Raw genomic sequence first — 20,576 nt, 5'->3', positions numbered from 1 at the left:
AATTGCTGTCGATGTCCCAAATGATTGTGACAGAAGCAAGAAAGAAAACGGGACGTTACTAAGAATTCCTATCCTTGGATACAGACGCGACCCAGTTATTCCAGTTCTTCTCCGAACCGGAGAACACGTTAATGTCAGCGGGCCCCTTGATGCCGGGGATGACGCCGGTCGAGGTGTACTGCCAGAAGGTCCAGCGACGGTTGGCGTAGGTGACTTCCGGGTGCTTCGCCGTGGAACGGACCCAGAAATTATAGTCCTGGAAATAGCCGTCGAGATTTTCGCGGTGGAAATCGACCGAGGTGTAGATGATCGGCCGCTTGCCGTAATAGGCCTCGATCCTGTCCATGAAGCGCTTCATCTCCGAGCGCACGGTCTGCGCATCGGGCCGGGTACGGCAGGTCTTCGATTCACCGTTCCACTCGACGTCGATGACAGGCGGAAGCCGGCTGGCTTCCTTCGGCACGTTGTTGATGAACCAGTCCGCCTGTTCGTCGGCCGACGAGCAGAAATAGTAGAAATGATAGGGAGCGTAGGGGATGCCGACCTGGCGGGCCTGCTGCCAGTATTCGTTGAAGCGCGGATCGATGCGGTCCTTGCCCTCGGTCGCCTTGATGAAGGCGAAGGCGACGCCGGACTTGCGCACCGCCTGCCAATCGATGTCGCCCTGCCACTTGGAGATGTCGATGCCGTGGATGGCGTTCATCTGCGGCTTCTTCGGACCGAAATCCTGCGGATCGGTGTCCTGGAAACGCATCTTCGGGTTTATGGAGGCGGTGGTGAGATAGTCGTAGGACGAGGTGCAGCCGGCGAGCATGAGGGCCAGGGGCAATAGGCAAAGCAGGAGCCGGCGCATAGGTGTTCCGTCGTGAACCGAATGATCTTCTTGCCCCACAGCGTGACCTTCGAATTGACGTGCCAGCGGTTAGATGCGCTCTCCGTTTACCATATCAACGTAAAAAATCGGTTAGTTTCAAGCCAAATATTAGCTGGCCTTAATTATTACCGCGCGCCAGGCATAGCCGCGGCCGATCGTCTTGAAGATCAGCCGGGCGTTTTGGCGGTCCGCCCGGGCCTGCAGGACGTCGCGCAGCGTCGCCCGCGGCGTGACGTGGAACTTCGCGAGCCAGGAGCGGAGGAGCGACCGAAACCAGGCCGGAAGCCCTTCCTGCTGGCCGAAATCGACGATATGCAGCTGGCCGCCGGGGGCAAGTGCCGCGAGCGAGGCATCGATCGCGCGCTCCCAATCGGGGATCATCGACAGCGCATAGGAGATCATCACGCGGTCGAAACCGTCGACGCCGAAATCGCGGGCGTCGAAGGCGGTGGCGTCGGCGACACGGAAATCGGCCGATGTCTTCAGACCGGCGAAGGTCTTGCGGGCGGAGATCAGCATTTCCTGGGAGATGTCGAGGCCGTAGAGCCTTGCCTGCGGGTAGTGCCGGTGGGCAAGGGCCAGGTTGCGACCGGTGCCGCAGCCGACTTCGAGCAGCGTGGCGCCCTTGCCGATGTCGAGATTGCGGATCGTCTGGTCGCGGCCGAGGAGATAGTATTTGCGCGTCAGGTCGTAGATATGCCGCTGGTAACGATACATGCCGTCCATGAGCTCGGCATGGTCATGCGAGGGGGCGGTCGACTGGTTCATATCCATTGGGCTCATGTCCGTCGGCCTCAAGGCTTTTTCACATAGATGTGGAAGCCGCCGTAGATCGCCGAGCGGTCGAGCGCGGTCAATTCGAGCGAGCGATCCTCGAGATAGGTCCACTGGTCGCGGATGGCCGACGACAGGCGACCTTCGATGATGCTCTTTTCGGCCGCGGTGCGGAAGATGACGCGGGCGCCGTCGCGGGCGGTGCGCGTTATTTCCGACCAGACGTCGTTCAGCTGCTGGTCGGTCATCCAGTCCTGCGCGTCGAGGAGGATGTAGCGGTCGCGCGAGGCGGCCGGTTCACCGGCAAGCAGCTCGGTGAAGCTTGCGTGATGGACGCTGACGCGGTCGACATTGGCGCGGATCGCCTCATAGTGTTCGGCCTTCAGGTAGGTCGGCAGCGGACCTTCGCCTTCATCGGCATAGCGGCGGGCGAAGGCCTGCCAGGCGAAGTAGTTTTCCTGCATCGGGAAATGGCAGGTGAGCTTTTCCAGGCGATGGCGCAGGACCGGCGCGATCGAGTTGTCGGGGGCGAGGCTGGCGAGCTCGTCATATTGCTGCGGCGGGATGCCGAGGCCGAAGAGCGAGCTCTTGCGGCCGGTGATCCAGCGCACCACCGGCTTTTCGAACAGGGGGGCGATCCTTGTGTCGAAGAGCCGGCGCTGCTCTTCGAGCGTCTTCGCCCTGGCGATATCCGTGAGGTCGATGCCGTGGACGCGGGCGAGAAGATGGGCCGCGCCGATGAAGCGGCCGAGCAGGCCGGTCTTGTAGATGTTGCGGTCGAAGACGGTGACGCGGCGGCGGCCGAACTTGCGGCCGTTCCAGTAACTGCCCGTCGCCTCGTCCAGATTGGCCGACAGGAAGCGGTCGAAGGCCTGGCTGTTGGTCGTCTGGTTCGGCCTTGCCAGGAAGCGCACGAGATCGGCATGGGCGGGAAGGTGCCTGAAGGCGGCGAGCTTCAGCCTGTTGAGCGCGATGTGGTGCGGGTTGAGATCGACGACGTCGATCGAAGCCGGGCCCTGCGAGAGATAGGCCAGCATGTTGCAGCCGCCGGAACCGATCGTGACGATGCGGTGATGGGGCTGAAGTTCCATCGCCTGCATGTCGAGATCGGGATCTTCCCAGATCTGCGGATAGACGAGGCCGGAAAAGAGCAGTCCGAAAAGGCGCTCGGACAGTCCGTCCTTGGAAAAGGCCTTGTGGCGGAGAAGAGCTGCCTTGAGTTTCCGGTTCTTGCGGAAGCCGGCATCCGGTGCAAATTCCGTCATAAGTGAGTCTCTCAACATTTGGCGTTCAGGGCGTTTAACGCGGCGCCAATACAGTTTGATGACGTCGCCTGTGGGCGGACACGGCGGTAGCCGCCCACAGGAATTGGATGGGCCGAGGACTTGACGCGGCTTTTCCGGCGGCAATTTTCTTCCTTCTGTGAAAGGTTGGGAGGGGTGCTCATGGGACGCGTTCTGCGCATCGTGAAGCCGTTGGCGGCCGGGATTGCCGTGATCGTCGTCGCCGGCGCGGGCTGGTTGTACGTCAGGCCGCCGGAGCTGCTGCGGATCGGCGATGGCTATGCGGCGAAAATCGTGTGCTCGAATGTCTTTCTGGCGGGGCGCGATGCCAACACCGTGCTGGCCGAAGACGTGCAGGCGCCGGGCAATCCGCTGCTCAGGCTTATCCGGGTTCGTGTCGATAAGGCCCAGAAGCAGGTGACGGCGCGTATGCTCGGTCTGTTTGCCGCCAACTATGCGATCTACCGCGATGGTCTCGGTTGCACGGCCGTACCGGATGGCGATTTCGCCGCCGCGCGGCAGTCGGTGCCCGAGCCCATCGCCACCAAGCCGCCACGGGAGGGGGCGGTGCTGCCGATCGAAAACGACGCCGGTATCGCGGCGCTGCTTTCGGACCCGGGATTGACCGGTGAGAACATGCGCGCCGTCGTGGTCGTGCACGATGGCAAGATCGTCGCCGAGCGCTATGGAAAAGGGTTCGGCCCGCAAACGCCCCTGATCGGCTGGTCGATGACGAAGACGGTCAATGCGGCGATCGCCGGACGGCTGATGCTTGAAGGCAAGATCGGCGCCGACGATGCCGGGCTCTTTCCGCAATGGCGCGACGACAGGCGTTCCCAGATCACCGTCGGGCAGTTGCTCGGCATGGAGAGCGGCCTGCGGTTCAACGAGGACTATGGCACGGTGGCCGACGTCACGCGCATGCTCTACCTGGACGCCGACCAGACGGCGCTGCCGGCAAGCCTTGATCTGGACGACGATCCGGGAACGCAGTTCAACTATTCCAGCGGCACCTCGGTGCTGATCTCGCGCATCTGGATGGACCGCCTCGACGACGAGAAACAGGCGATCGACTATCCGAGAACGGCGCTGTTCGATCCGCTCGGCATGTCGAGCGCGGTTTTCGAGGTGGATGCGCGCGGCACCTTCGCCGGCAGTTCCTATCTCTACGCGACGGCGCGCGACTGGGTCCGCTTCGGGCAGTTCCTGTTGCAGGATGGGGTCTGGAACGGCGAGCGGCTGCTGCCGGAAAGCTTCATGAGCATGATGCGCACGCCGACGGCATCCTCGGGCGGCGCCTATTCACGCGGTCAGGCGTGGCTTCGCCCGCCGGGCAACGGCAGCAGCGAGGAGACCGGCATTCCGGCCGACGCCTTCTGGCTGGAGGGGCATGACGGCCAGAGCATGGCGATCGTGCCGTCGGCCAATCTCGTCATGGTCAGGCTCGGCCTGACGCCAAGCTGGCTGCGCTACCGGCCGGAAATGCTGTTGAAGGATATATTGGAGAGGCTGCCGCCGCCGACGAGATCGGCATCCGCCGACCCCGCTCCATAGGGTCGCGAGGCTTAGTAATTGCCCTGGGCGATGTCATCCATGCCCTTGCGCTTGGCATCGTAATAGTAGCCCCGGGCATAGAGCTTGACGGCGTCGTCTTCGCTGCTGTCCGACACGAGCCATGCGCCCTGCAGGTATTTCGCGGCGTACTTGACGTTGGTTTCGGCGTCGAAGAGGCCTTCGGGCGCGCCGTCGTAACCCATCGATCTCGCCGTGTTGTACTTGATCTGCATCAGGCCGAAATAGCCGCGCTTGTTGTAGGCCTTGGGATCGTAGCGGCTTTCGCGGCGGACGACGCGGTGAAGCAGCGAGGCCGGAACCTTGTAGATCTGCGAGTATTTTTCGATGATCTTGGTGATTTCGCTTTTCTGGACGGTGGGCGCGCCGTCGTCATCGCTGTCGCTGTACATCGGCGGTGCGGTCGGCGGGTCCATCGGGCCCGACGTGTCGAAACCATAATCCATCATCGACTGCGGCCGGGCGTCGATCGCCGAAAGCGCCGCGACGGCGTTGTTCTGCGGGCTGGCCGCGAAGGCAAGCTCCGTCGGTGCGGTTCCCGGCCGTGGCGTCGGCACCACGGACTGGATGGCGGTCATCTCGGGGGTCAGCGGAATCTGGCCGTAGGCGACGGCCTGCAACTGCGCGGCCTGCTGCATCGTGTCGGCTGTCGGCATGGCCGCGGTGGCGAGTGACGGAGCGGTCTGGTCGGCACCGGCGATCATCTGCGTCTGCGGCATGCCTTCGCCCGCGGGAATGGCCGCGAACATCGCGTCCTCACCGGGCTTGGGGGTGGGAACGACGACTTGTTCGGCCATCAGATCCGCCTGGGACGTGTATTCGACGCTCGTGCACCCGGCGACAACGAAACACAGCATCGTGGACACGATGAGATTGCGCTTCAACCCGGAAAAAGCGACCGCTGCCATACTCTCACTTTCGTGAAACGCGCCGCCCCGGCAGCGTTAAAAGTTACCAAAAACCTTAAGCCCTGAATTGCCAATTAACCTATTCGTTGCTTTGCGGCAACCCATGGAAAATTTCTTCGGTTCAACGCCCGCGGTGATCGATGACTTCAGGCAGCGATACGGCGGTATCCGGCGGTCACGGCGCCGGCTGCGATCAGCAGGGTGCCGCCCGTGCGATTGACCGCGCGCTGCACGGCGGCCTTGCGAATCAGGCCGCGCGCGGCGTGCGCGGCAAGGGCGTAGGTGGAGGCGTTGATGGTCGCCAAAACGAGGAAGGTCGCCTCCATGATCAGCATCTGTTCGAGGAACGGGCGCGCCGGATCGAGGAACTGCGGCACGAAGGCCACGAAGAACACGATGCTCTTCGGGTTGAGCGCGGTCACCACATAGGCGTGGAGGAAGATCTTCAGCGATCTTTCCTCGGGCAGGTTGTCGTTGTCGGCCATCGGTCCCGCAATGATCGGCGCCCGCCAGAGCTTGATGCCGAGCCAGATCAGATAGGCGCCGCCGATGAACTTCAGGATCGTGAACAGTGTCGCCGACGTCGCCAGAAGCGCGCCGAGGCCGAAGAGCGACGCCGTCATCGCGGTGAAGTCGCCGAGCGCCACGCCGCTGACGGTCGCAAACGCCGTCTTGCGGCCGTGGCCGAGCGCGTAAGATACGACGAGGAGAATCGTCGGCCCTGGGATAGCCAGCATGATTGCCGATGCTGCAGCAAATGCCAGCCAAGCTTCGAGCGACATGGAATCTCCTCCTCATTCATTAGAGAACAAGCAAAGACATCATATCTTGCCTGCGTCAATCATGCGTCTTCGTATTTCTGGCCAATCTCGTCCATGACTTCGCCGAACCACTTGACCGACGTGTCGAAAGCCTTGCCGCCCTTGATGCGAGGGAATTCGATGGTGCGCAGCTTGCCGTTCTGGCCTTCGTCATGGCCGGTGACACCCGACACCTTGTTGAGGGCGCTCTCGACGGCGAGATCCGTCATGCTCTGGATCAGGCGCAGGTCGTCGCCGTTGGCGGGGGCGGAGCGGGCGAAGTAGCCGGATTTCTGCACCAGCGAGCGCTCGGCGTTCAACAGGCTCGCGAACTGCTTCTGGAACCAGCCGCCGACATTGATCGTGTCGATCTTCACATGGCCGAAGGCGTCGCGCTTGATCGTCTCGCCCGCCGCCTCACGCTCGGCGACGATGGCGTCCAAGCAGGCGCCTTCCGAGACGAAGACGGTCGCGTGGCCGGTGCGGTCCATGATCTCCTTCAACCGCGCCGATTCCGCGTCGAGGTCGAAGCGTGTTTCGGGGAGATAGACGGCGTCGATGCTCTTCATGCCGGCATTGGTCATCATGCCGTCGACATACTCGTTGTTCCTGGTGCGCGTCAGATAGGCGCGGGCGGTGGCCGCCGTCAGCCAGCCGCAGTGGCGGCCCATCACCTCGTGGATGATCAGGGTGCGCGGCGCGGCGGTCTGCTCGTTGCTGACATTGTCGAAGAAATGCGCGCCGACTTCGGCGGCCGTCCAGGCGCCGAGCGACTGGCGGATCGGAACGACGTCGTTGTCGACCGTCTTCGGCAGGCCCACCACCGTGAGATCATAGCCATTGGCGGCAAGATAGGCCGCGAGGTCGGCCGCGGTCGTGTTGGTGTCGTCGCCGCCGATCGTGTGGAGAATGCTGATGCCGTCATTGGCCAGGCGTTCGGCCGCGACCCTCAGCGGGTTGTCGCCTTCCTTGACGAGGCCGCGCTTGACGCAGTCTGCGGCGTTGGTGAGCTTGACGCGGCTGTTGCCGATCGGCGAACCGCCGTAGCGATGCAAGAGATGCGCCTTCTCGCGCATATCAGGCGTGATGCCGATGCTGTCGCCGAGAAGCACGCCCTGGTAGCCGGAGCGGTAGGCGATCAGTTCAAGCTCGGGAGCGATATCGGTGTAGCGTTCGATCAGTCCGCCGACGGCCGAAGAAAGGCAAGGCGCGAGGCCTCCCGCCGTGAGCATTGCGACTTTTTTCTTGGCCATTGGTGCCTCCGCTATCCGTGTCTAAGCCTGGTTCGGTCCTGCATGGATGCGGCAGAGAGCGAGGTGTGTAAAGTGTTGTTTCTGTGAAAAATGCGTGTTTCGGCTCGGCCAAACGGACAAGTCGTCGTGAAGCGTTGATCTAATCGTTTCAGGCCGCGACCGCCGTTCGCATGCGGTTGTGGAAATCGTCCGGCTGTCCGTCCGAGGGTGCGGATGTTTCGCCGGCAGCCGACCGTTACCGAATTGTGAAAGGTGTTTTCAACCCTGCGGCCAATCCCCGTCTTGCAAAGGCAACCTTTATTTGTTCAAGGTGTTTTTCCTTTTATTGCACGAGAAAACCGATGTCCTTCTGGGAAAAACTGCTGAACGCCATAGGCAACGCCGCGGGAAGTGCGCTTTCCGCCGTGGTCGAGGCTGTTCGCACGGTTTTTGAAGGCGATCCCGAGACGCGGCGCAAGGTGGCCTTCTCGGTCGCGATCATCGCGCTGTCGGCGAAGATGGCGAAGGCCGACGGGATCGTCAGCGAGAAGGAGGTCCAGGCCTTCCGCGAGATTTTCGAATTTCCCGACGACCAGGCTGCCAACGTCGCGCGTCTCTACAACCTCGCGCGCCAGGACGTAGCGGGCTACGATGCCTATGCGGAGCGACTTTCCGTACTGTGCGTGACCTGCGCGGCCAATTGCCCGGTTCTGGAAGAGGTGCTCGACGGCCTGTTTCACATCGCCAAGGCCGACGGTCTCATCCATGAGAGGGAAATGGCGTTTCTGGCGCATGTGGCCGAGATCTTCCACATGAGCGAGGAGCGCTTCGAGCAGATCGCCGCACGGCATGTGTCGACCGGACGTGATCCCTACAAGGTGCTCGGCGTTTCGCCGTCCGACGATTTCACCACCATCCGCCGCCGTTACCACGGCCTCGTCAGCGAGCATCATCCCGACCGGCTGATCTCGCGGGGCGTGCCGGCCGAGTTCCATGCGATTGCCAATGAACGGATGGCGGCGCTCAATGCCGCCTACGAGGCGATCGAGAAGGAACGCCGCGCCGCATGACCGCCTTTACGGCAGATTACGCCAAAGCCGGCGTACGGCCGTCGCCGAACCATGGCGAGCGTGTCGACGGGCGCAAGCCCGACATGATCATTCTCCATTACACCGGCATGCCGACCGCGGACGGAGCGCTCGACTGGCTCTGTCGCGAGGAGAGCCAGGTCTCGTGCCATTACTTCGTGCACGAGAACGGCGAGGTCGTGCAGCTCGTCGCCGAGGCGCGGCGTGCGTGGCATGCCGGCAAGAGCGTCTGGCAGGGCGAGACCGATATCAACTCGTCGTCGATCGGCATCGAGATCGCCAACGCGGGACATCCGGGCGGGCTGCCCGCATATCCGCAGGCGCAGATGGACGCGGTGATCGAATTGTGTCGCGACTGCGGCGAACGTTGGTCAATCGCGCCGGAAAGAGTGCTCGGACACTCCGATGTCGCCCCTCGGCGCAAGCTCGATCCGGGTGAAAACTTCCCCTGGGAAATGCTGCACGCCAAGGGGGTCGGCCACTGGGTCGCGCCGGCTTCGATCACCGGCGGACGGTTCTTCCAGCGCGGCGACCAGGGGCAGCCGGTGGAGGCCCTGCAGTCGATGCTGTCGCTCTACGGTTACGGCACTGAGATCACAGGCGAATTCTCCGAGAAGATGGCCGGCGAGATCGAAGCCTTCCAGCGCCATTTCAGGCCGGAGAGGGTCGACGGGATCGCCGATTTCTCGACGATCGACACGCTGCATCGCCTGCTATCGGCCCTGCCGCGCTACGGCGCCTGAGACCGCGCCGATTTGCCGGCATATACCCCTAGATTTTACGGTTTGCTGCGCTGCCACATGTTTTCCCTATTATCTCCTCAATGCGATGGTCTAACCCCAGTCGCTAAACGGCGCCGGTTGTTTTGTCGTGTGTTGTCGACCGTCGTCAATTGAAACAGAAAAGAAATGTCGCTGATACAGTCAGTATTTATGCGAATTTATGCTGCGTTAGGATTTCGTTAATACGCAGCTTTTCTTTTGCTTGGAGTATCTGGACTACATGAGAAAGATTATTTCTGCTGTGGTGTGCGCCAGCACGCTGCTGATGGGATTCAATTGCGCGTTCGCAGGCGAGTGGGGCAATAGAGCGCAAACGACAGAGAAGACGCAGACACTCAAGACGCAAAAGACGGAGAAAGCCCGGACGGCTCAAAACACCCCGGCCAAGGCTCCCAAAGTTCAAAAGACCAAGAGGGTTCAGAAGGTCGTCAAGGCGGAGAAGCCGCAGAAGACCGTGGCGCTGAAGACCGCCGACCGGACATCCGGTTTCGCGATGCCCGACATGCCCGGCAGCAAGTACGCGGCGATCATCGTCAAGTACGCCCGGGAGTACAATGTTCCGGTCGAACTCGCGCAGGCAGTTGTTCGTATCGAAAGCAACTACAATCCGAATGCCCGCGGCAGCGCCGGCGAAATCGGCCTCATGCAGATCAAGCCGGCGACGGCTCGGATGATGGGCTATTCGGGTTCGAGCAAGGGGCTTTTCGATCCCGATACCAACCTCAAATACGGCATGAAGTATCTGGCCGCGGCGCAGACGCTCGGTGGCGGCGAGACCTGCGATACCATTCTCAAGTACAATGCCGGCCACGCGGCGACGCGCATGAACCCGGTGTCCAAGGCCTATTGCGGCAAGGTGCTGGCGATGATCAACTGATCGCCGGATGAGATGGCCACGAGCGGAAACGGCTTGTGGCTGAATCACCTGGGTGAATGACTTAAGAATATGATTCAACTTGGAGATCGTGCTATCTGACCTTGAAAAGAGGTGAGACATGGCATGTGATTTCAAGGCAATCGTGATCGGGCGCGGAATGATGGGCGCGGCCGCGGCCCGCCATCTGAGCGCAATGAGCGAAGGGGTGGCGCTGATCGGGCCGGGGGAACCGGTCGAGCGAAGGAGCCACCACGGCGTGTTCGCGAGCCATTACGACGAGGCGCGCATTACCCGTACCTTCGACGACGACATCGTCTGGGCGACGCTTGCCGCCCGCTCGCTCGATCGCTACGCCGAGATCGAGGCGAAGAGCGGCATCTCCTTCTTCACGGAGGCGGGATGCCTGTTCGCGGGGCCCGTGCCGCAACCGGGGCAGGGCTATCTCGGGCGCGCGATCGAGGTTTCCGACGGGCTCGGCGTCCAGTACGAGGTGCTGGATGCGGCGGCCCTGCGCCAGCGCTTTCCCGAGTTCACTCTCCGAGACAGCTTCAGCGGCTATTACGAGAAGAGCCGCGCCGGCCACGTCAATCCGCGGGCGCTGGTGCGCGCGCAGACGGCGCTTGCCGAAGCGGGCGGCGTCACCATCATCGATGCGACCGCGACCGGTGTCAGGGATGCCGGTTCCCATGTCGAGGTGAGCGTCGGCGGCCGGATTTATACGGCCGATCGCGTCCTCGTCGCGGCCGGCGGTTTCAGCAACTTCAATCAGCTTCTCCCGGCGCCCGTCGATATCCGCGTCGCGGCCCGAACGGTCGTCTTCTACGAGCTCGGCGAGTGCGAAAAGGCGATCTTCGGCGACATGCCGTCGAGCATCGTGTTCGGCGATCGCGACGAGGATCATGTCTATATTCTCCCACCGGTCCGCTATCCCGACGGCAAGACCTATCTGAAGCTCGGCGGCGATACCGAGGCGCGCAGCTTCGACACGCTCGAGGATGCCGGTGCCTGGTTCCGCTCGGACGGAGATCCCGCCGAGCGCGATCTGCTGGTCGCCACGGCTCTGGAGCTGATGCCCGACCTTGCCGGATGCCCGGTGACATCGGCGCCCTGCGTCGCGACGTTCACGCCGACCGCCTATCCCTATGCCGGTTTCACCTCCTCGCCGCGCATCGCGGTGCTGACGGGCGGCAATTTCGTCGCCGCGAAGTCGTCGGACGAGCTCGGAAGGCTTGGTGCCGTTCTGCTTTCGGAAGGGCGGCTTGGCGATGCCGATTTCGGCCGGCAGCTGACGCCCTGCTTTCGATAGATCGGGACGGTGATGAGCGCGGATTTCAGATACATCATCGTCGGCCGGGGCATGATGGGTGCCGCCGCCGCCCGGCATCTCGCCAAGTCGACTGATGGCGTTGCCGTCATCGGCCCGGACGAGCCGCACGATCGCAAGCGGCATGACGGCGTTTTCGCCAGCCATTACGACGAGGGGCGCATAACCCGCACCATCGATCCCGACCGCGATTGGGCCTTGCTCGCCAATCGCTCGATCGGGCGCTACGCCGAGATCGAGCGGGAGAGCGGCGTTTCCTTCCATACGCCCGCCGGCTGCCTGGTGGTCGGTCCCGAGCGCGGCGGCGCGGATACCTATGTGGAGCGCACATCGGCCGCCGCCCGGTCGCTCGGCGTCGAGACGGCGCTGCTCGACGGTGACGGCTTGAAGGACCGCTTTCCGTTCTTCGCCTTTGCCGCCGGTAGCGAGGGTGTCCACGAGCCGACGGGCGCCGGGCATATCAGCCCGCGCAATCTCGTCAGGGCGCAGTCGATCGCCGCGGAGAAGGCCGGGGCCTCGGTCATTCGCGAGGTCGCCGTGGCGATCCGCGACGAGGGCGGTCTGGTTGACGTCGAGACGTCCGACGGGAGAAGCTACCGGGCCGAAAAGGTGCTGCTCGCCGCCGGCGGCTTTTCCATTGCCGACAATCTCTTGCCGCGGCCTGTCGATCTGAAGGTCTACGCGCGCACCATCGCCTTCTACGAGATCGACGAGGCGGCCGCCGCGCGGTTCGCCGGCATGCCGTCGCTGATCTCGCACGGCGCCGGTGGTCTGGACGACTTCTACATGCTGCCGCCGATCCGCTATCCCGACGGCAAGGTCTACATGAAGATCGGCGGCGATCCCGACGATGTCAGGCTGGAGCGCGAGCCGGAGCTGCGCTCGTGGTTCAAGACCGATGGGCGTGCGAGCGTCCAGTCGCATCTGACGCGGCTGATCCAGCGGGCGGTGCCGGAGCTTCGTCCGCTCTCGACATCGAGCGGCTCCTGCGTCGTGTCGTTCACGCCGAGCGGCCATCCGATGATCGGCTATACGTCGTCGCCGCGCATCGGCGTGCTGACGGGCGGTTGCGGCACGGCGGCCAAGAGCTCGGACGAGATCGGCCGGCTCGGCGCAACGCTCCTGCTCGAAGGTCGAATCAACGGACAGGGCTACGCGACGGATTTCAAACCGTATTTCCGATAAGGCTCGAGCGATATTTTGTTGGCATTCGTCGGCCGTCTCGGTTAAGGGAGCCGGACCAGTTGGCCGGGCAGCCGCGCTTTACCAATGTCGAAAGACGGTAGGGTGAGGAAAGTCCGGGCTCCACGGAAACACGGTGCCGGATAACGTCCGGCGAGGGCGACCTCAGGGAAAGTGCCACAGAAAGCAAACCGCCTGCCTCGGCAGGTAAGGGTGAAAGGGTGGGGTAAGAGCCCACCGCGTCTCCGGCAACGGCGATGGCAAGGTAAACCCCACCGGGAGCAAGACCGAATAGGGATGACGCGGACGGCGCAAGCCGTCCGGCTGGTTTCCAGGCCAGTCATCCGGGTGGGTTGCGAGAGGCAACGTGCAAACGTTGTCCCAGAGGAATGGCTGCCACGTTCCGGTTTCGGCCGGAGCCATACAGAACCCGGCTTACAGGCCAACTGGCGATTGCTTTTTTATCCGCGTCCATACGATTTCACTGACCCTTACAGGGCTCAGTGAGACGTGGGCGGCTGCCGAAGACATTCCTCGCAGACCGTGGTGCTGAGCGAAAGCGCCGACCATCGCTTCAGTAGTTTTCCACAGTTTGCGCACTGAATTTCAGAAGTCATTCCGACTTTCTTCAGTGGAAGCTGAGTATTCGGCGTTTTCATTCCGATTAACATTCCCTTGAAGCTAAAACTCGCCATGGAGTTTCTCCGTGTTTTCTTTGTTTGTTCTGCAAATGGATATGTTTTTGTCTTTGTGTATGCATGATGTCTAAAATACATTATTTTACGTTAACGCCATAGTAGGAAAGAAGGGCCGCAATAACACAGGTGGCCGGACGGTGAGGTTGCCGTATAAGCCGGGAGCAAAATGTGCATTTAAAGTTGCGTTTTCGAGTTTTCACCTGCGCGGCGTGCCCGAATTTGCTTTCCGCAACCGGGGATGTCTGGGACGTCGTTCGCGACGCTCTTCAGGGGTGTCTCGAAGGTCGGGAAATCGGCCGTTCATAACCCTTTGTTAAACTTAACAGCTTATAAATTTTCGATACTGCGCTCATCGTGAGACGGGCGTTTCCCATTGACGCCCATATGGTCCCATGCTATCCCATTCCTGCACTGCGCAAGGGCAATCAAGTGCCCATCAATCGCAAAGTAGAGGCGTACTCCCCACCGGAGGCGCTGGATGGAGTGTTGTTCATCCGGCTGGCGAAGCTGTGTCTGAGAAATGGGGTTCGGGGCGCCTAATTGCTGTCCGGGCTCTTTCGGGAACGGATGTTTCGTGTCATGGGCCGCTTCCTTTCACATGCGACCAACAGGATCGATTCCAAGGGCAGGGTCTCCGTGCCCGCGGCGTTTCGATCGGTGATGGCGCAAGGCAACATCCAGGATTTGTACTGCTTCCAGGATTTTGTGTTTCCGGCGATCAGCGTCGGCGGTTCGGACCTTCTCGAAAGGTTCGAGCGGCAGATCGCTGCGGAAGATCCGTTTTCGCCGGAAGCGAACGAGATGTCGCTGCTCATTCACGGGGGCGGGGTCTTCATGAAGCTCGACGCCGAGGGGCGGTTGACGGTCACGGACTTCATTCGCGACTTCACCGGTATCTCGGACGAAGTGACCTTCGTCGGTCGGGCGGATCATTTTCAGCTGTGGCAGCCGAAGGAATTTCAGGCGGTGCAGCAACGAGCACGAGAGGAGCGCAGGCTGGCGGGCAAGCGTTCCTCGTAACACGAGGGAACGGAATGGCGGCGAATCCTGGCGAAGGTTCAACTGATGCCGGTGGCGGACCGGTTCGCCACATTCCGGTTCTTCTCAATGAGGTCCTGACGGCGCTCGAGCCCGCGGCCGGCAAGGTCATTCTCGACGGTACCTTCGGCGCGGGCGGCTATACGTCGGCCATTTTGTCTGGTGGCGCCGAGGTGATCGCGCTCGACCGCGATCCGACGGCGATCTCCGGCGGGCAGGCGATGGTTGCCGCGCATGGTGGTCGTCTGAAGCTCATTCATTCGCAGTTTTCACTGCTGGCCGATCATGCGCCGGCCGCTGGCCTTGACGGCGTCGTGCTCGATATCGGCGTATCGTCGATGCAGATCGACGAGGCCGATCGCGGCTTCTCGTTCCAGAAGAACGGGCCGCTCGACATGCGCATGTCGGCATCGGGCGTTTCCGCCGCCGACGTGGTCAATCGCGCCAAGGTCGCCGAACTCATCCGCATCTTCCATTTTCTCGGCGAGGAGAGCCAGTCGCCGCGCATCGCGCATGCGATCGAGAAGCGCCGCGCCGAAAAGCCGTTCGAGACGACGCGCGATCTGGCTGGCCTGATCGAGATCGTCACGCCACGCAAGATGAAGGACAAGATCCATCCGGCGACGCGGGTGTTCCAGGCGTTGCGCATCTTCGTCAACGACGAACTCGGCGAACTGGCGCAGGCGCTGTTCGCGGCCGAGCAGGCGTTGAAGCCGGGCGGTCGCCTCGTGGTCGTCACCTTCCACTCGCTGGAAGACCGCATCGTCAAGACCTTCTTCTCCGATCGCGCCGGCAAGGCCTCCGGCTCGCGCCATATGCCGATCGCCCACGAACGCGCCGCGACCTTCGACCGGATCGGCAAGCCAATGGTGTCGGCGAGCGACGCCGAGGCCGAGCTCAATCCGCGCGCCCGCTCCGCCAAGCTGCGCGCCGGTCTCAGGACCACGGCGCCGGCGGAAGCCGCCGACATGTCGATCTTCGGACTGCCCAACCTCGCAAGCCTCGGAAAGCTCGGAGCCTGATATGCTGAGAACCTTCGACCTCATCCTGATCGGCGTCATGACGGCGGCTGCCGCGGTGACCTACACGATCAAGCATCGCGCCGAGCTGAAGCTGGAGGAGGTTCGCCGCCTCGAAACCGAGATCAAGCTCGAGAAGGATACGATCGACCTGTTGAAGGCCGACTGGGCCCTGCAGTCGCAGCCGAACCGGCTGGAACGGCTGGTAGCCAACTACAATGGCGAGCTGCAGCTGCAACCCACCCTCTCGACGTCGCTGGTCCGCCCGCAGGAGCTGCCGATGCTGAAGTCGCAGGTTCCGGTGCCGCAGGTGGCCGATGCCAAGGCCGGCGCGAAGCCGAAGCCGAAGATCATGGCGGCAAAACGCGCCGAGGCCGAAGACGACCTGGTAACCGGATCGGTGGAGTAGAGATGTCCTTTCTTTCACGCATCATGGTCGCCAAGAGCCAGGCGCACTTCTCATCCGGCGTCTACAGCCGGTTCGGCGGATCGGCCGGCAACGCGCCGATCCCGGGCTGGCGCAAGAAGCGCAGCGGTCAGGCGAAGAGCCGGGTGGGCCTGCTGGCTTTCGCCTTCGTCTGTGGCTATCTCGTCATCGGCGGGCGTCTGGTCGAATATGCCGTGCGTGACCCCGATACCGTCTCCAGCATCCTGCCGCCCGACCGCCTGTTGGCGTCGCGCCCCGACATTCTCGACCGTAACGGCGAGGTGCTGGCCACCGACATCCGCACGGTCTCGCTGTTCGCCGAGCCGAACAAGATCGTCGATGCCGACGAGGCCGTCGAGAAGCTGACGACCGTGCTGCCCGATCTCGACATGAAGGGCACCTACAAGAAGCTCGCCAACCGCAATTCGCACTTCGCGTGGCTGCGCCGCCAGCTTTCGCCGAAGCAGCAGAGCCAGATCCTGGCGCTCGGCATTCCCGGCATCGGCTTCCGGCCGGAAAAGCGCCGCTTCTATCCCGGTGGTCCGACCGCCGCGCATATCCTCGGCTACGTCAATATCGACAACCGCGGCGTCGCCGGCATGGAAAAATATATCGACGACCAGGGGCTCGCCGATCTCGCCTCCGTCGGCATGACCAGCGACCAGCCGCTCGAGCCGATCAAGCTGTCGATCGACGTGCGCGTCCAGAACATCGTGCGCGACGTGGTCGCCAATGCCGTGACCAACTACGAAGCCAAGGGCGCCGGCGCCGTCATCCTCGACATCAATACCGGGGAAGTGCTGGCCATGGCGTCCGCTCCGGATTTCGATCCGAACAACCCGCTCGAGGGCGCCAAGGAGGGCTGGCTGAACCGCATGTCGAACGGCACGTTCGAGATGGGGTCAACGTTCAAGACGTTCTCGCTCGCCATGGCGCTCGACACCGGCAAGGTCAAGCTGACGGACAGCTTCGACGCCAGGCAATCGCTGCGCATCGGCGGCTTCACCATTCACGATTTCCATGGCCAGCAGCGCTGGCTGACGCTGCCCGAGGTGTTCCAGTATTCCTCCAACGTCGGTACCGCCCGCATCATCGACATCGTCGGTATCGATGCGCAGAAGGACTATCTGACGAAGCTCGGCCTTCTCACCAAGATGCGGACCGAGCTGCCGGAAGTGAAGATGCCGAGCCAGCCCAAGGTCTGGAAGAAGATCAATTCGGTGACGATCTCGTTCGGCCACGGTGTCTCGACGACGCCGCTGCAGACGGCGGTGGCCGGCGCCGCGCTCGTCAACGGCGGCAGGCTGATCGAGCCGACGTTCCTGCCGCGCACGCGCCAGCAGGCCGACGATGTCGCCGAAGTCGTGGTCAAGAAGACCACCAGCGACGACGTGCGCTATCTCTTCAAGCTCAACGGCATCAAGGGCTCCGGCCGCAATGCCGACGTTCCCGGCTTCAATGTCGGCGGCAAGACCGGGACCGCCGACAAGGTGGTCAACGGCCGCTATGCCAGCAACCTCAACTTCAATGCCTTTCTCGCGGCCTTCCCGATCGACGATCCGAAATATGTGGTGCTGACCTTCTGCGACGAGCCGCATAATGGTGAGAAAGGCCAGAACATCGCGGCGTTCACCGCCGCTCCGATGGTCAAGAACATCATCTCCCGGGCGGCGCCAATCCTCGGTGTGGAACCGAAGTTCGGTGACGACGGATCGGCCATGTTGGTGTCTTATTGAGTCTGGATGAATGTCGCGGCCGATTCGCCATTGGGGCTAGACGGCTCGAAAGAGAAGTGTGCGTTCGATGAAACTGCGGGACATCGCCGGAAATGCGTTTCCGGAACTGAAGGAACAACTGAACGGGCCGGTGGGCGCGCTGGAGATTTCCGGCCTTTCCGCCGACAGCCGCAAGATCGCGCCCGGCATGGCTTTCGTCGCCGTCTCCGGCATCAAGGCCGACGGCGCGGGCTTCATCGCCGATGCCGCCGCGCGCGGTGCCGTCGTGGCGATCGCCTCGCATGCGACCGAAGCCTCCATTCCCGTCCTCGTCGTCAACGAACCGCGCCGCTTCCTGTCGCTCGCCGCCGCCAATTTCTACGGCAAGCAGCCCGAAACCATGGTCGCGGTCACAGGAACCGCCGGCAAGACGTCGGTCGCCTCCTTTACGCGACAGATCTGGGCCTATGCCGGTCATCCGGCCGCGATGATCGGCACGACGGGCGTCGTTTCGCCGACCCGCAACGATTACGGCTCGCTGACCACACCCGATCCGGTGTCGCTGCATGCGCTGCTGGCCGAACTGACCGACGAGGGCGTGACGCATGCCTCGATGGAGGCGTCGAGCCACGGCCTCGACCAGTCGCGTCTCGACGGCGTGACGCTCGCCGCGGCCGCCTTCACCAATCTCGGCCGCGATCACATGGATTACCATCCGACGATCGAGGACTACATGGCCGCCAAGATGCGGCTGTTCGATACGCTGCTGCCGAAGGGCGCGCCCGCCGTGATCTTTTCCGACGACGCGTGGTCGGAGCAGGCGATCAAGGCGGCGATCGATGCCGGGCATATCGTGCGCACGGTCGGCCGCAAGGGCGAGTATCTGACGCTGAAGCGCGTCGAGCATTTCCGCCACAAGCAGGTGGCCGAAATCCACGCCGAGGGACAGATCTTCGAGGTCGACATTCCGCTCGCGGGCGATTTCCAGGTGGCCAATGCGCTTGTCGCCGCCGGCCTTGCCATGTCCACCGGCGTTCCGGCCAAGGTCGCCATGGCGGCGCTCGAAAAGCTGCAGGGCGCGTCCGGCCGCCTCGAACTGGTCGGCCACACCAAGGACGGCGCGCTCGCTTATGTCGATTACGCCCACAAGCCCGATGCGCTTTCGAATGTGCTGGAATCCGTGCGTCCGTTCACGACCGGCCGTGTCATCGTCGTCTTCGGCTGCGGTGGAGACCGCGACCGCGGCAAGCGGCCGATCATGGGCGAGATCGCCTGCCGGCTGGCCGATGTCGTTGTCGTCACCGACGACAATCCGCGCTCGGAAGAGCCGGCATCGATCCGCGCAGAGATCATGGCGGCGGCTCCCTGCGCCACGGAGATCGCCGATCGCGCCCAGGCCATCCGCGAGGCGGTCGCCATGCTGACGTCGGGCGACACGCTGATCGTCGCCGGCAAGGGGCATGAGGAGGGGCAGACGATCGGTGGCGTCACGCTGCCGTTTTCGGATCACGCCGAGTTGCGCAAGGCTTTGGAGGAGCTGAAATCGTGAGCTGGCTTTGGACGACGCAGGACATGATCACGGCCATGGCCGGGCGCCCGTTCGGCAGCTTGCCGGAGGGAATTACCGGGATCGCGATCGACAGCCGGACGATCCAGCCGGGCGAGGCCTTCTTCGCGATCAAGGGCGACCGGGTCGATGGTCATGACTATGCGTCGATGGCGATGGCCAATGGCGCGGCTTTGCTCGTGGTCAGCGAGGCGCGCCTGCCGGCGCTCGGCCGCCTGACGGTGCCGATGATCGTCGTCGAGGACGTGCTGGTGGCGCTGGGCAAGCTCGGGCTCGCGGCGCGCGCCCGCTCGCGTGCCCAGATCATCGCCGTCACCGGGTCGGTCGGCAAGACGACGACCAAGGAGATGCTGCGCCGCGTGCTCGCGCCGTCGGGCAAGGTGCATGCGTCGGTCGCGTCCTTCAACAATCACTGGGGCGTGCCGCTGACCTTGGCGCGCATGCCGCTCGACACCTATTTCGGCGTCTTCGAGGTGGGTATGAACCACCCGGACGAAATCCGTCCGCTGGTGAAGATGATCGAGCCGCATGTCGCCGTCATCACCACGATCGCGCCGGCGCATCTCGGCAACTTCAAGAGCATCAAGGAAATCGCGACCGCCAAGGCCGAGATCTTCGAGGGCGTCGTGCCGGGCGGTCATGCCGTGCTCAATCGCGACAACGACCAGTTCAATTTCCTCGACCGCACGGCGCAGGCCTGCGGCATCCAGCATATTCATTCGTTCGGGCAGCACGCCAAGGCAGATTTCCGCATGGCGGAGTTCAACGGCGGCGACCAGAGCTCGACACTGTGGATCACCATCGACGGCGAGACGCACGAGGTGGCGATCGGCGCGCCCGGGCGGCACATCGCCGAGAACGCGCTGGCAGCGCTCGGCGTCGCCAGGATCGTCGGCGCCGACATGCGGTCGGCGATCGCGGCTCTCGCGACGCTGCAGGCCGAGAAGGGCAGGGGGCGACGCCACAAGCTGTCGATCGGCCACGGCAGCCTGACCGTCATCGACGAAAGCTACAACGCCAATCCGACATCGATGCGCGCGGCGATCGCGCTGCTCGCCAGCTCCGTACCCACGGGATCGGGACGGCGGATCGCCGTTCTCGGCGACATGCTCGAGATGGGCGACTATTCGCAGAAGGTTCACACCGATCTCGCGGGACCGCTGCTGGCCGCCGGTATCGAACATGTCTGGCTCGCTGGCCCGGAGATGCTGGCGCTGAAAGAATCACTTCCCGAGAGCGTTTCGGTCGTGCATCGCGCCCAGACCGACGAACTCATCGACCACGTACTGAACTCGGTCGCGGTAGGCGACGTGCTGATGGTAAAATCGTCATTGGGCCTCGGTTTCGGCAAGATTATTGCCGCGCTCCTTGACAAGTTCCCGCCATTTGCCGACACGCAACGCGAATTTTGAGCGG

Annotated in this window: 18 protein-coding genes and 1 other RNA gene; 13 read left to right on the top strand and 6 right to left on the bottom strand. The window is 63.0% G+C overall.

Going from position 1 to position 20,576, the window contains the following annotated elements; translation table 11 throughout:
- Window positions 1-58: 58 nt before the first annotated feature.
- The 3 genes from GGQ67_RS05245 to GGQ67_RS05235 all read right to left on the bottom strand — a co-directional run bounded on the left by GGQ67_RS05245 (window position 59) and on the right by GGQ67_RS05235 (window position 2,913).
- A complete protein-coding gene (locus tag GGQ67_RS05245) occupies window positions 59-853 on the bottom strand; it encodes a glycoside hydrolase family 25 protein (protein ID WP_183899141.1) in 795 nt (264 codons plus the stop codon).
- A gap of 129 nt (window positions 854-982) precedes the next feature.
- A complete protein-coding gene (locus tag GGQ67_RS05240; RefSeq protein WP_183899140.1) occupies window positions 983-1,657 on the bottom strand; it encodes a class I SAM-dependent methyltransferase in 675 nt (224 codons plus the stop codon).
- Window positions 1,658-1,668: 11 nt separating this feature from the next.
- Window positions 1,669-2,913 (bottom strand): BtaA family protein, encoded by a 1,245-nt coding sequence (locus tag GGQ67_RS05235; RefSeq protein WP_183899139.1) that lies wholly within the window; start codon window positions 2,911-2,913, stop codon window positions 1,669-1,671.
- A 180-nt stretch (window positions 2,914-3,093) separates the two neighbouring features.
- Here GGQ67_RS05235 and GGQ67_RS05230 point away from each other — a divergent pair, with 180 nt between their 5' ends.
- A complete protein-coding gene (locus GGQ67_RS05230; protein WP_183899138.1) occupies window positions 3,094-4,485 on the top strand; it encodes a serine hydrolase domain-containing protein in 1,392 nt (463 codons plus the stop codon).
- A gap of 11 nt (window positions 4,486-4,496) precedes the next feature.
- Here GGQ67_RS05230 and GGQ67_RS05225 read toward each other — a convergent pair whose 3' ends face one another.
- The 3 genes from GGQ67_RS05225 to GGQ67_RS05215 all read right to left on the bottom strand — a co-directional run bounded on the left by GGQ67_RS05225 (window position 4,497) and on the right by GGQ67_RS05215 (window position 7,464).
- Window positions 4,497-5,411, bottom strand: a complete 915-nt coding sequence (locus GGQ67_RS05225) for a lytic transglycosylase domain-containing protein (protein ID WP_183899137.1) — start codon at window positions 5,409-5,411, stop codon at window positions 4,497-4,499.
- Between the two features lie 146 nt (window positions 5,412-5,557).
- Window positions 5,558-6,193, bottom strand: coding sequence for a LysE family translocator (locus tag GGQ67_RS05220; protein WP_183899136.1), 636 nt, complete (start codon window positions 6,191-6,193; stop codon window positions 5,558-5,560).
- A gap of 59 nt (window positions 6,194-6,252) precedes the next feature.
- On the bottom strand, window positions 6,253-7,464 hold the full coding sequence (locus tag GGQ67_RS05215; RefSeq protein ID WP_183899135.1) for a pyrophosphate--fructose-6-phosphate 1-phosphotransferase: 1,212 nt from the start codon (window positions 7,462-7,464) through the stop codon (window positions 6,253-6,255).
- Between the two features lie 341 nt (window positions 7,465-7,805).
- Here GGQ67_RS05215 and GGQ67_RS05210 point away from each other — a divergent pair, with 341 nt between their 5' ends.
- The 12 genes from GGQ67_RS05210 to GGQ67_RS05155 all read left to right on the top strand — a co-directional run bounded on the left by GGQ67_RS05210 (window position 7,806) and on the right by GGQ67_RS05155 (window position 20,572).
- Entirely contained in the window at window positions 7,806-8,513 is a 708-nt protein-coding gene (locus GGQ67_RS05210; RefSeq protein ID WP_183899134.1) for a J domain-containing protein, read from the top strand.
- Entirely contained in the window at window positions 8,510-9,274 is a 765-nt protein-coding gene (locus GGQ67_RS05205; protein ID WP_183899133.1) for an N-acetylmuramoyl-L-alanine amidase, read from the top strand. Before GGQ67_RS05210 ends, GGQ67_RS05205 begins: the two co-directional genes overlap by 4 nt.
- A gap of 259 nt (window positions 9,275-9,533) precedes the next feature.
- On the top strand, window positions 9,534-10,190 hold the full coding sequence (locus GGQ67_RS05200; protein ID WP_183899132.1) for a lytic transglycosylase domain-containing protein: 657 nt from the start codon (window positions 9,534-9,536) through the stop codon (window positions 10,188-10,190).
- 118 nt (window positions 10,191-10,308) lie between these two features.
- Window positions 10,309-11,496 (top strand): NAD(P)/FAD-dependent oxidoreductase, encoded by a 1,188-nt coding sequence (locus GGQ67_RS05195; RefSeq protein ID WP_183899131.1) that lies wholly within the window; start codon window positions 10,309-10,311, stop codon window positions 11,494-11,496.
- A gap of 12 nt (window positions 11,497-11,508) precedes the next feature.
- Window positions 11,509-12,699: an NAD(P)/FAD-dependent oxidoreductase gene (locus GGQ67_RS05190; RefSeq protein ID WP_183899130.1), complete on the top strand. Its 1,191-nt coding sequence runs from the start codon at window positions 11,509-11,511 to the stop codon at window positions 12,697-12,699.
- Between the two features lie 55 nt (window positions 12,700-12,754).
- An RNA gene (rnpB, locus tag GGQ67_RS05185) (RNase P RNA component class A) lies at window positions 12,755-13,150 on the top strand.
- An 823-nt stretch (window positions 13,151-13,973) separates the two neighbouring features.
- Complete coding sequence (gene mraZ, locus GGQ67_RS05180) at window positions 13,974-14,414, top strand: division/cell wall cluster transcriptional repressor MraZ (protein WP_246400120.1); 441 nt, start codon at window positions 13,974-13,976, stop codon at window positions 14,412-14,414.
- 14 nt (window positions 14,415-14,428) lie between these two features.
- On the top strand, window positions 14,429-15,454 hold the full coding sequence (gene rsmH / locus GGQ67_RS05175) for a 16S rRNA (cytosine(1402)-N(4))-methyltransferase RsmH (protein WP_183899128.1): 1,026 nt from the start codon (window positions 14,429-14,431) through the stop codon (window positions 15,452-15,454).
- A gap of 1 nt (window position 15,455) precedes the next feature.
- Window positions 15,456-15,860 carry a cell division protein FtsL gene (ftsL, locus tag GGQ67_RS05170; protein ID WP_183899127.1) on the top strand — a complete coding sequence of 135 codons (405 nt, stop codon included), beginning with the start codon at window positions 15,456-15,458 and terminating at the stop codon, window positions 15,858-15,860.
- Window positions 15,861-15,862: 2 nt separating this feature from the next.
- Window positions 15,863-17,614, top strand: a complete 1,752-nt coding sequence (locus GGQ67_RS05165) for a peptidoglycan D,D-transpeptidase FtsI family protein (protein ID WP_183899126.1) — start codon at window positions 15,863-15,865, stop codon at window positions 17,612-17,614.
- A gap of 67 nt (window positions 17,615-17,681) precedes the next feature.
- Window positions 17,682-19,142, top strand: coding sequence for a UDP-N-acetylmuramoyl-L-alanyl-D-glutamate--2,6-diaminopimelate ligase (locus tag GGQ67_RS05160; RefSeq protein ID WP_183899125.1), 1,461 nt, complete (start codon window positions 17,682-17,684; stop codon window positions 19,140-19,142).
- Window positions 19,139-20,572, top strand: a complete 1,434-nt coding sequence (locus GGQ67_RS05155) for a UDP-N-acetylmuramoylalanyl-D-glutamyl-2,6-diaminopimelate--D-alanyl-D-alanine ligase (protein ID WP_183899124.1) — start codon at window positions 19,139-19,141, stop codon at window positions 20,570-20,572. Before GGQ67_RS05160 ends, GGQ67_RS05155 begins: the two co-directional genes overlap by 4 nt.
- Window positions 20,573-20,576 lie beyond the last annotated feature (4 nt).

Source organism: Rhizobium metallidurans, assembly GCF_014196505.1.
Lineage (GTDB): Bacteria > Pseudomonadota > Alphaproteobacteria > Rhizobiales > Rhizobiaceae > Rhizobium > Rhizobium metallidurans.
This window is presented reverse-complemented; position numbering and strand designations above follow the sequence as displayed.

Coding starts and splice junctions, on each gene's coding strand:
- GGQ67_RS05220 (WP_183899136.1), bottom strand. CDS start 6,193: ATGTCGCTCGAAGCTTGGCTGGCATTTGCTGCAGCATCGGCAATCATG.
- GGQ67_RS05230 (WP_183899138.1), top strand. CDS start 3,094: ATGGGACGCGTTCTGCGCATCGTGAAGCCGTTGGCGGCCGGGATTGCC.
- GGQ67_RS05195 (WP_183899131.1), top strand. CDS start 10,309: ATGGCATGTGATTTCAAGGCAATCGTGATCGGGCGCGGAATGATGGGC.
- rsmH (WP_183899128.1), top strand. CDS start 14,429: ATGGCGGCGAATCCTGGCGAAGGTTCAACTGATGCCGGTGGCGGACCG.
- mraZ (WP_246400120.1), top strand. CDS start 13,974: ATGGGCCGCTTCCTTTCACATGCGACCAACAGGATCGATTCCAAGGGC.
- GGQ67_RS05200 (WP_183899132.1), top strand. CDS start 9,534: ATGAGAAAGATTATTTCTGCTGTGGTGTGCGCCAGCACGCTGCTGATG.
- GGQ67_RS05210 (WP_183899134.1), top strand. CDS start 7,806: ATGTCCTTCTGGGAAAAACTGCTGAACGCCATAGGCAACGCCGCGGGA.
- GGQ67_RS05225 (WP_183899137.1), bottom strand. CDS start 5,411: ATGGCAGCGGTCGCTTTTTCCGGGTTGAAGCGCAATCTCATCGTGTCC.
- GGQ67_RS05215 (WP_183899135.1), bottom strand. CDS start 7,464: ATGGCCAAGAAAAAAGTCGCAATGCTCACGGCGGGAGGCCTCGCGCCT.
- GGQ67_RS05245 (WP_183899141.1), bottom strand. CDS start 853: ATGCGCCGGCTCCTGCTTTGCCTATTGCCCCTGGCCCTCATGCTCGCC.
- GGQ67_RS05190 (WP_183899130.1), top strand. CDS start 11,509: ATGAGCGCGGATTTCAGATACATCATCGTCGGCCGGGGCATGATGGGT.
- GGQ67_RS05240 (WP_183899140.1), bottom strand. CDS start 1,657: ATGAGCCCAATGGATATGAACCAGTCGACCGCCCCCTCGCATGACCAT.
- GGQ67_RS05160 (WP_183899125.1), top strand. CDS start 17,682: ATGAAACTGCGGGACATCGCCGGAAATGCGTTTCCGGAACTGAAGGAA.
- GGQ67_RS05205 (WP_183899133.1), top strand. CDS start 8,510: ATGACCGCCTTTACGGCAGATTACGCCAAAGCCGGCGTACGGCCGTCG.
- ftsL (WP_183899127.1), top strand. CDS start 15,456: ATGCTGAGAACCTTCGACCTCATCCTGATCGGCGTCATGACGGCGGCT.
- GGQ67_RS05165 (WP_183899126.1), top strand. CDS start 15,863: ATGTCCTTTCTTTCACGCATCATGGTCGCCAAGAGCCAGGCGCACTTC.
- GGQ67_RS05235 (WP_183899139.1), bottom strand. CDS start 2,913: ATGACGGAATTTGCACCGGATGCCGGCTTCCGCAAGAACCGGAAACTC.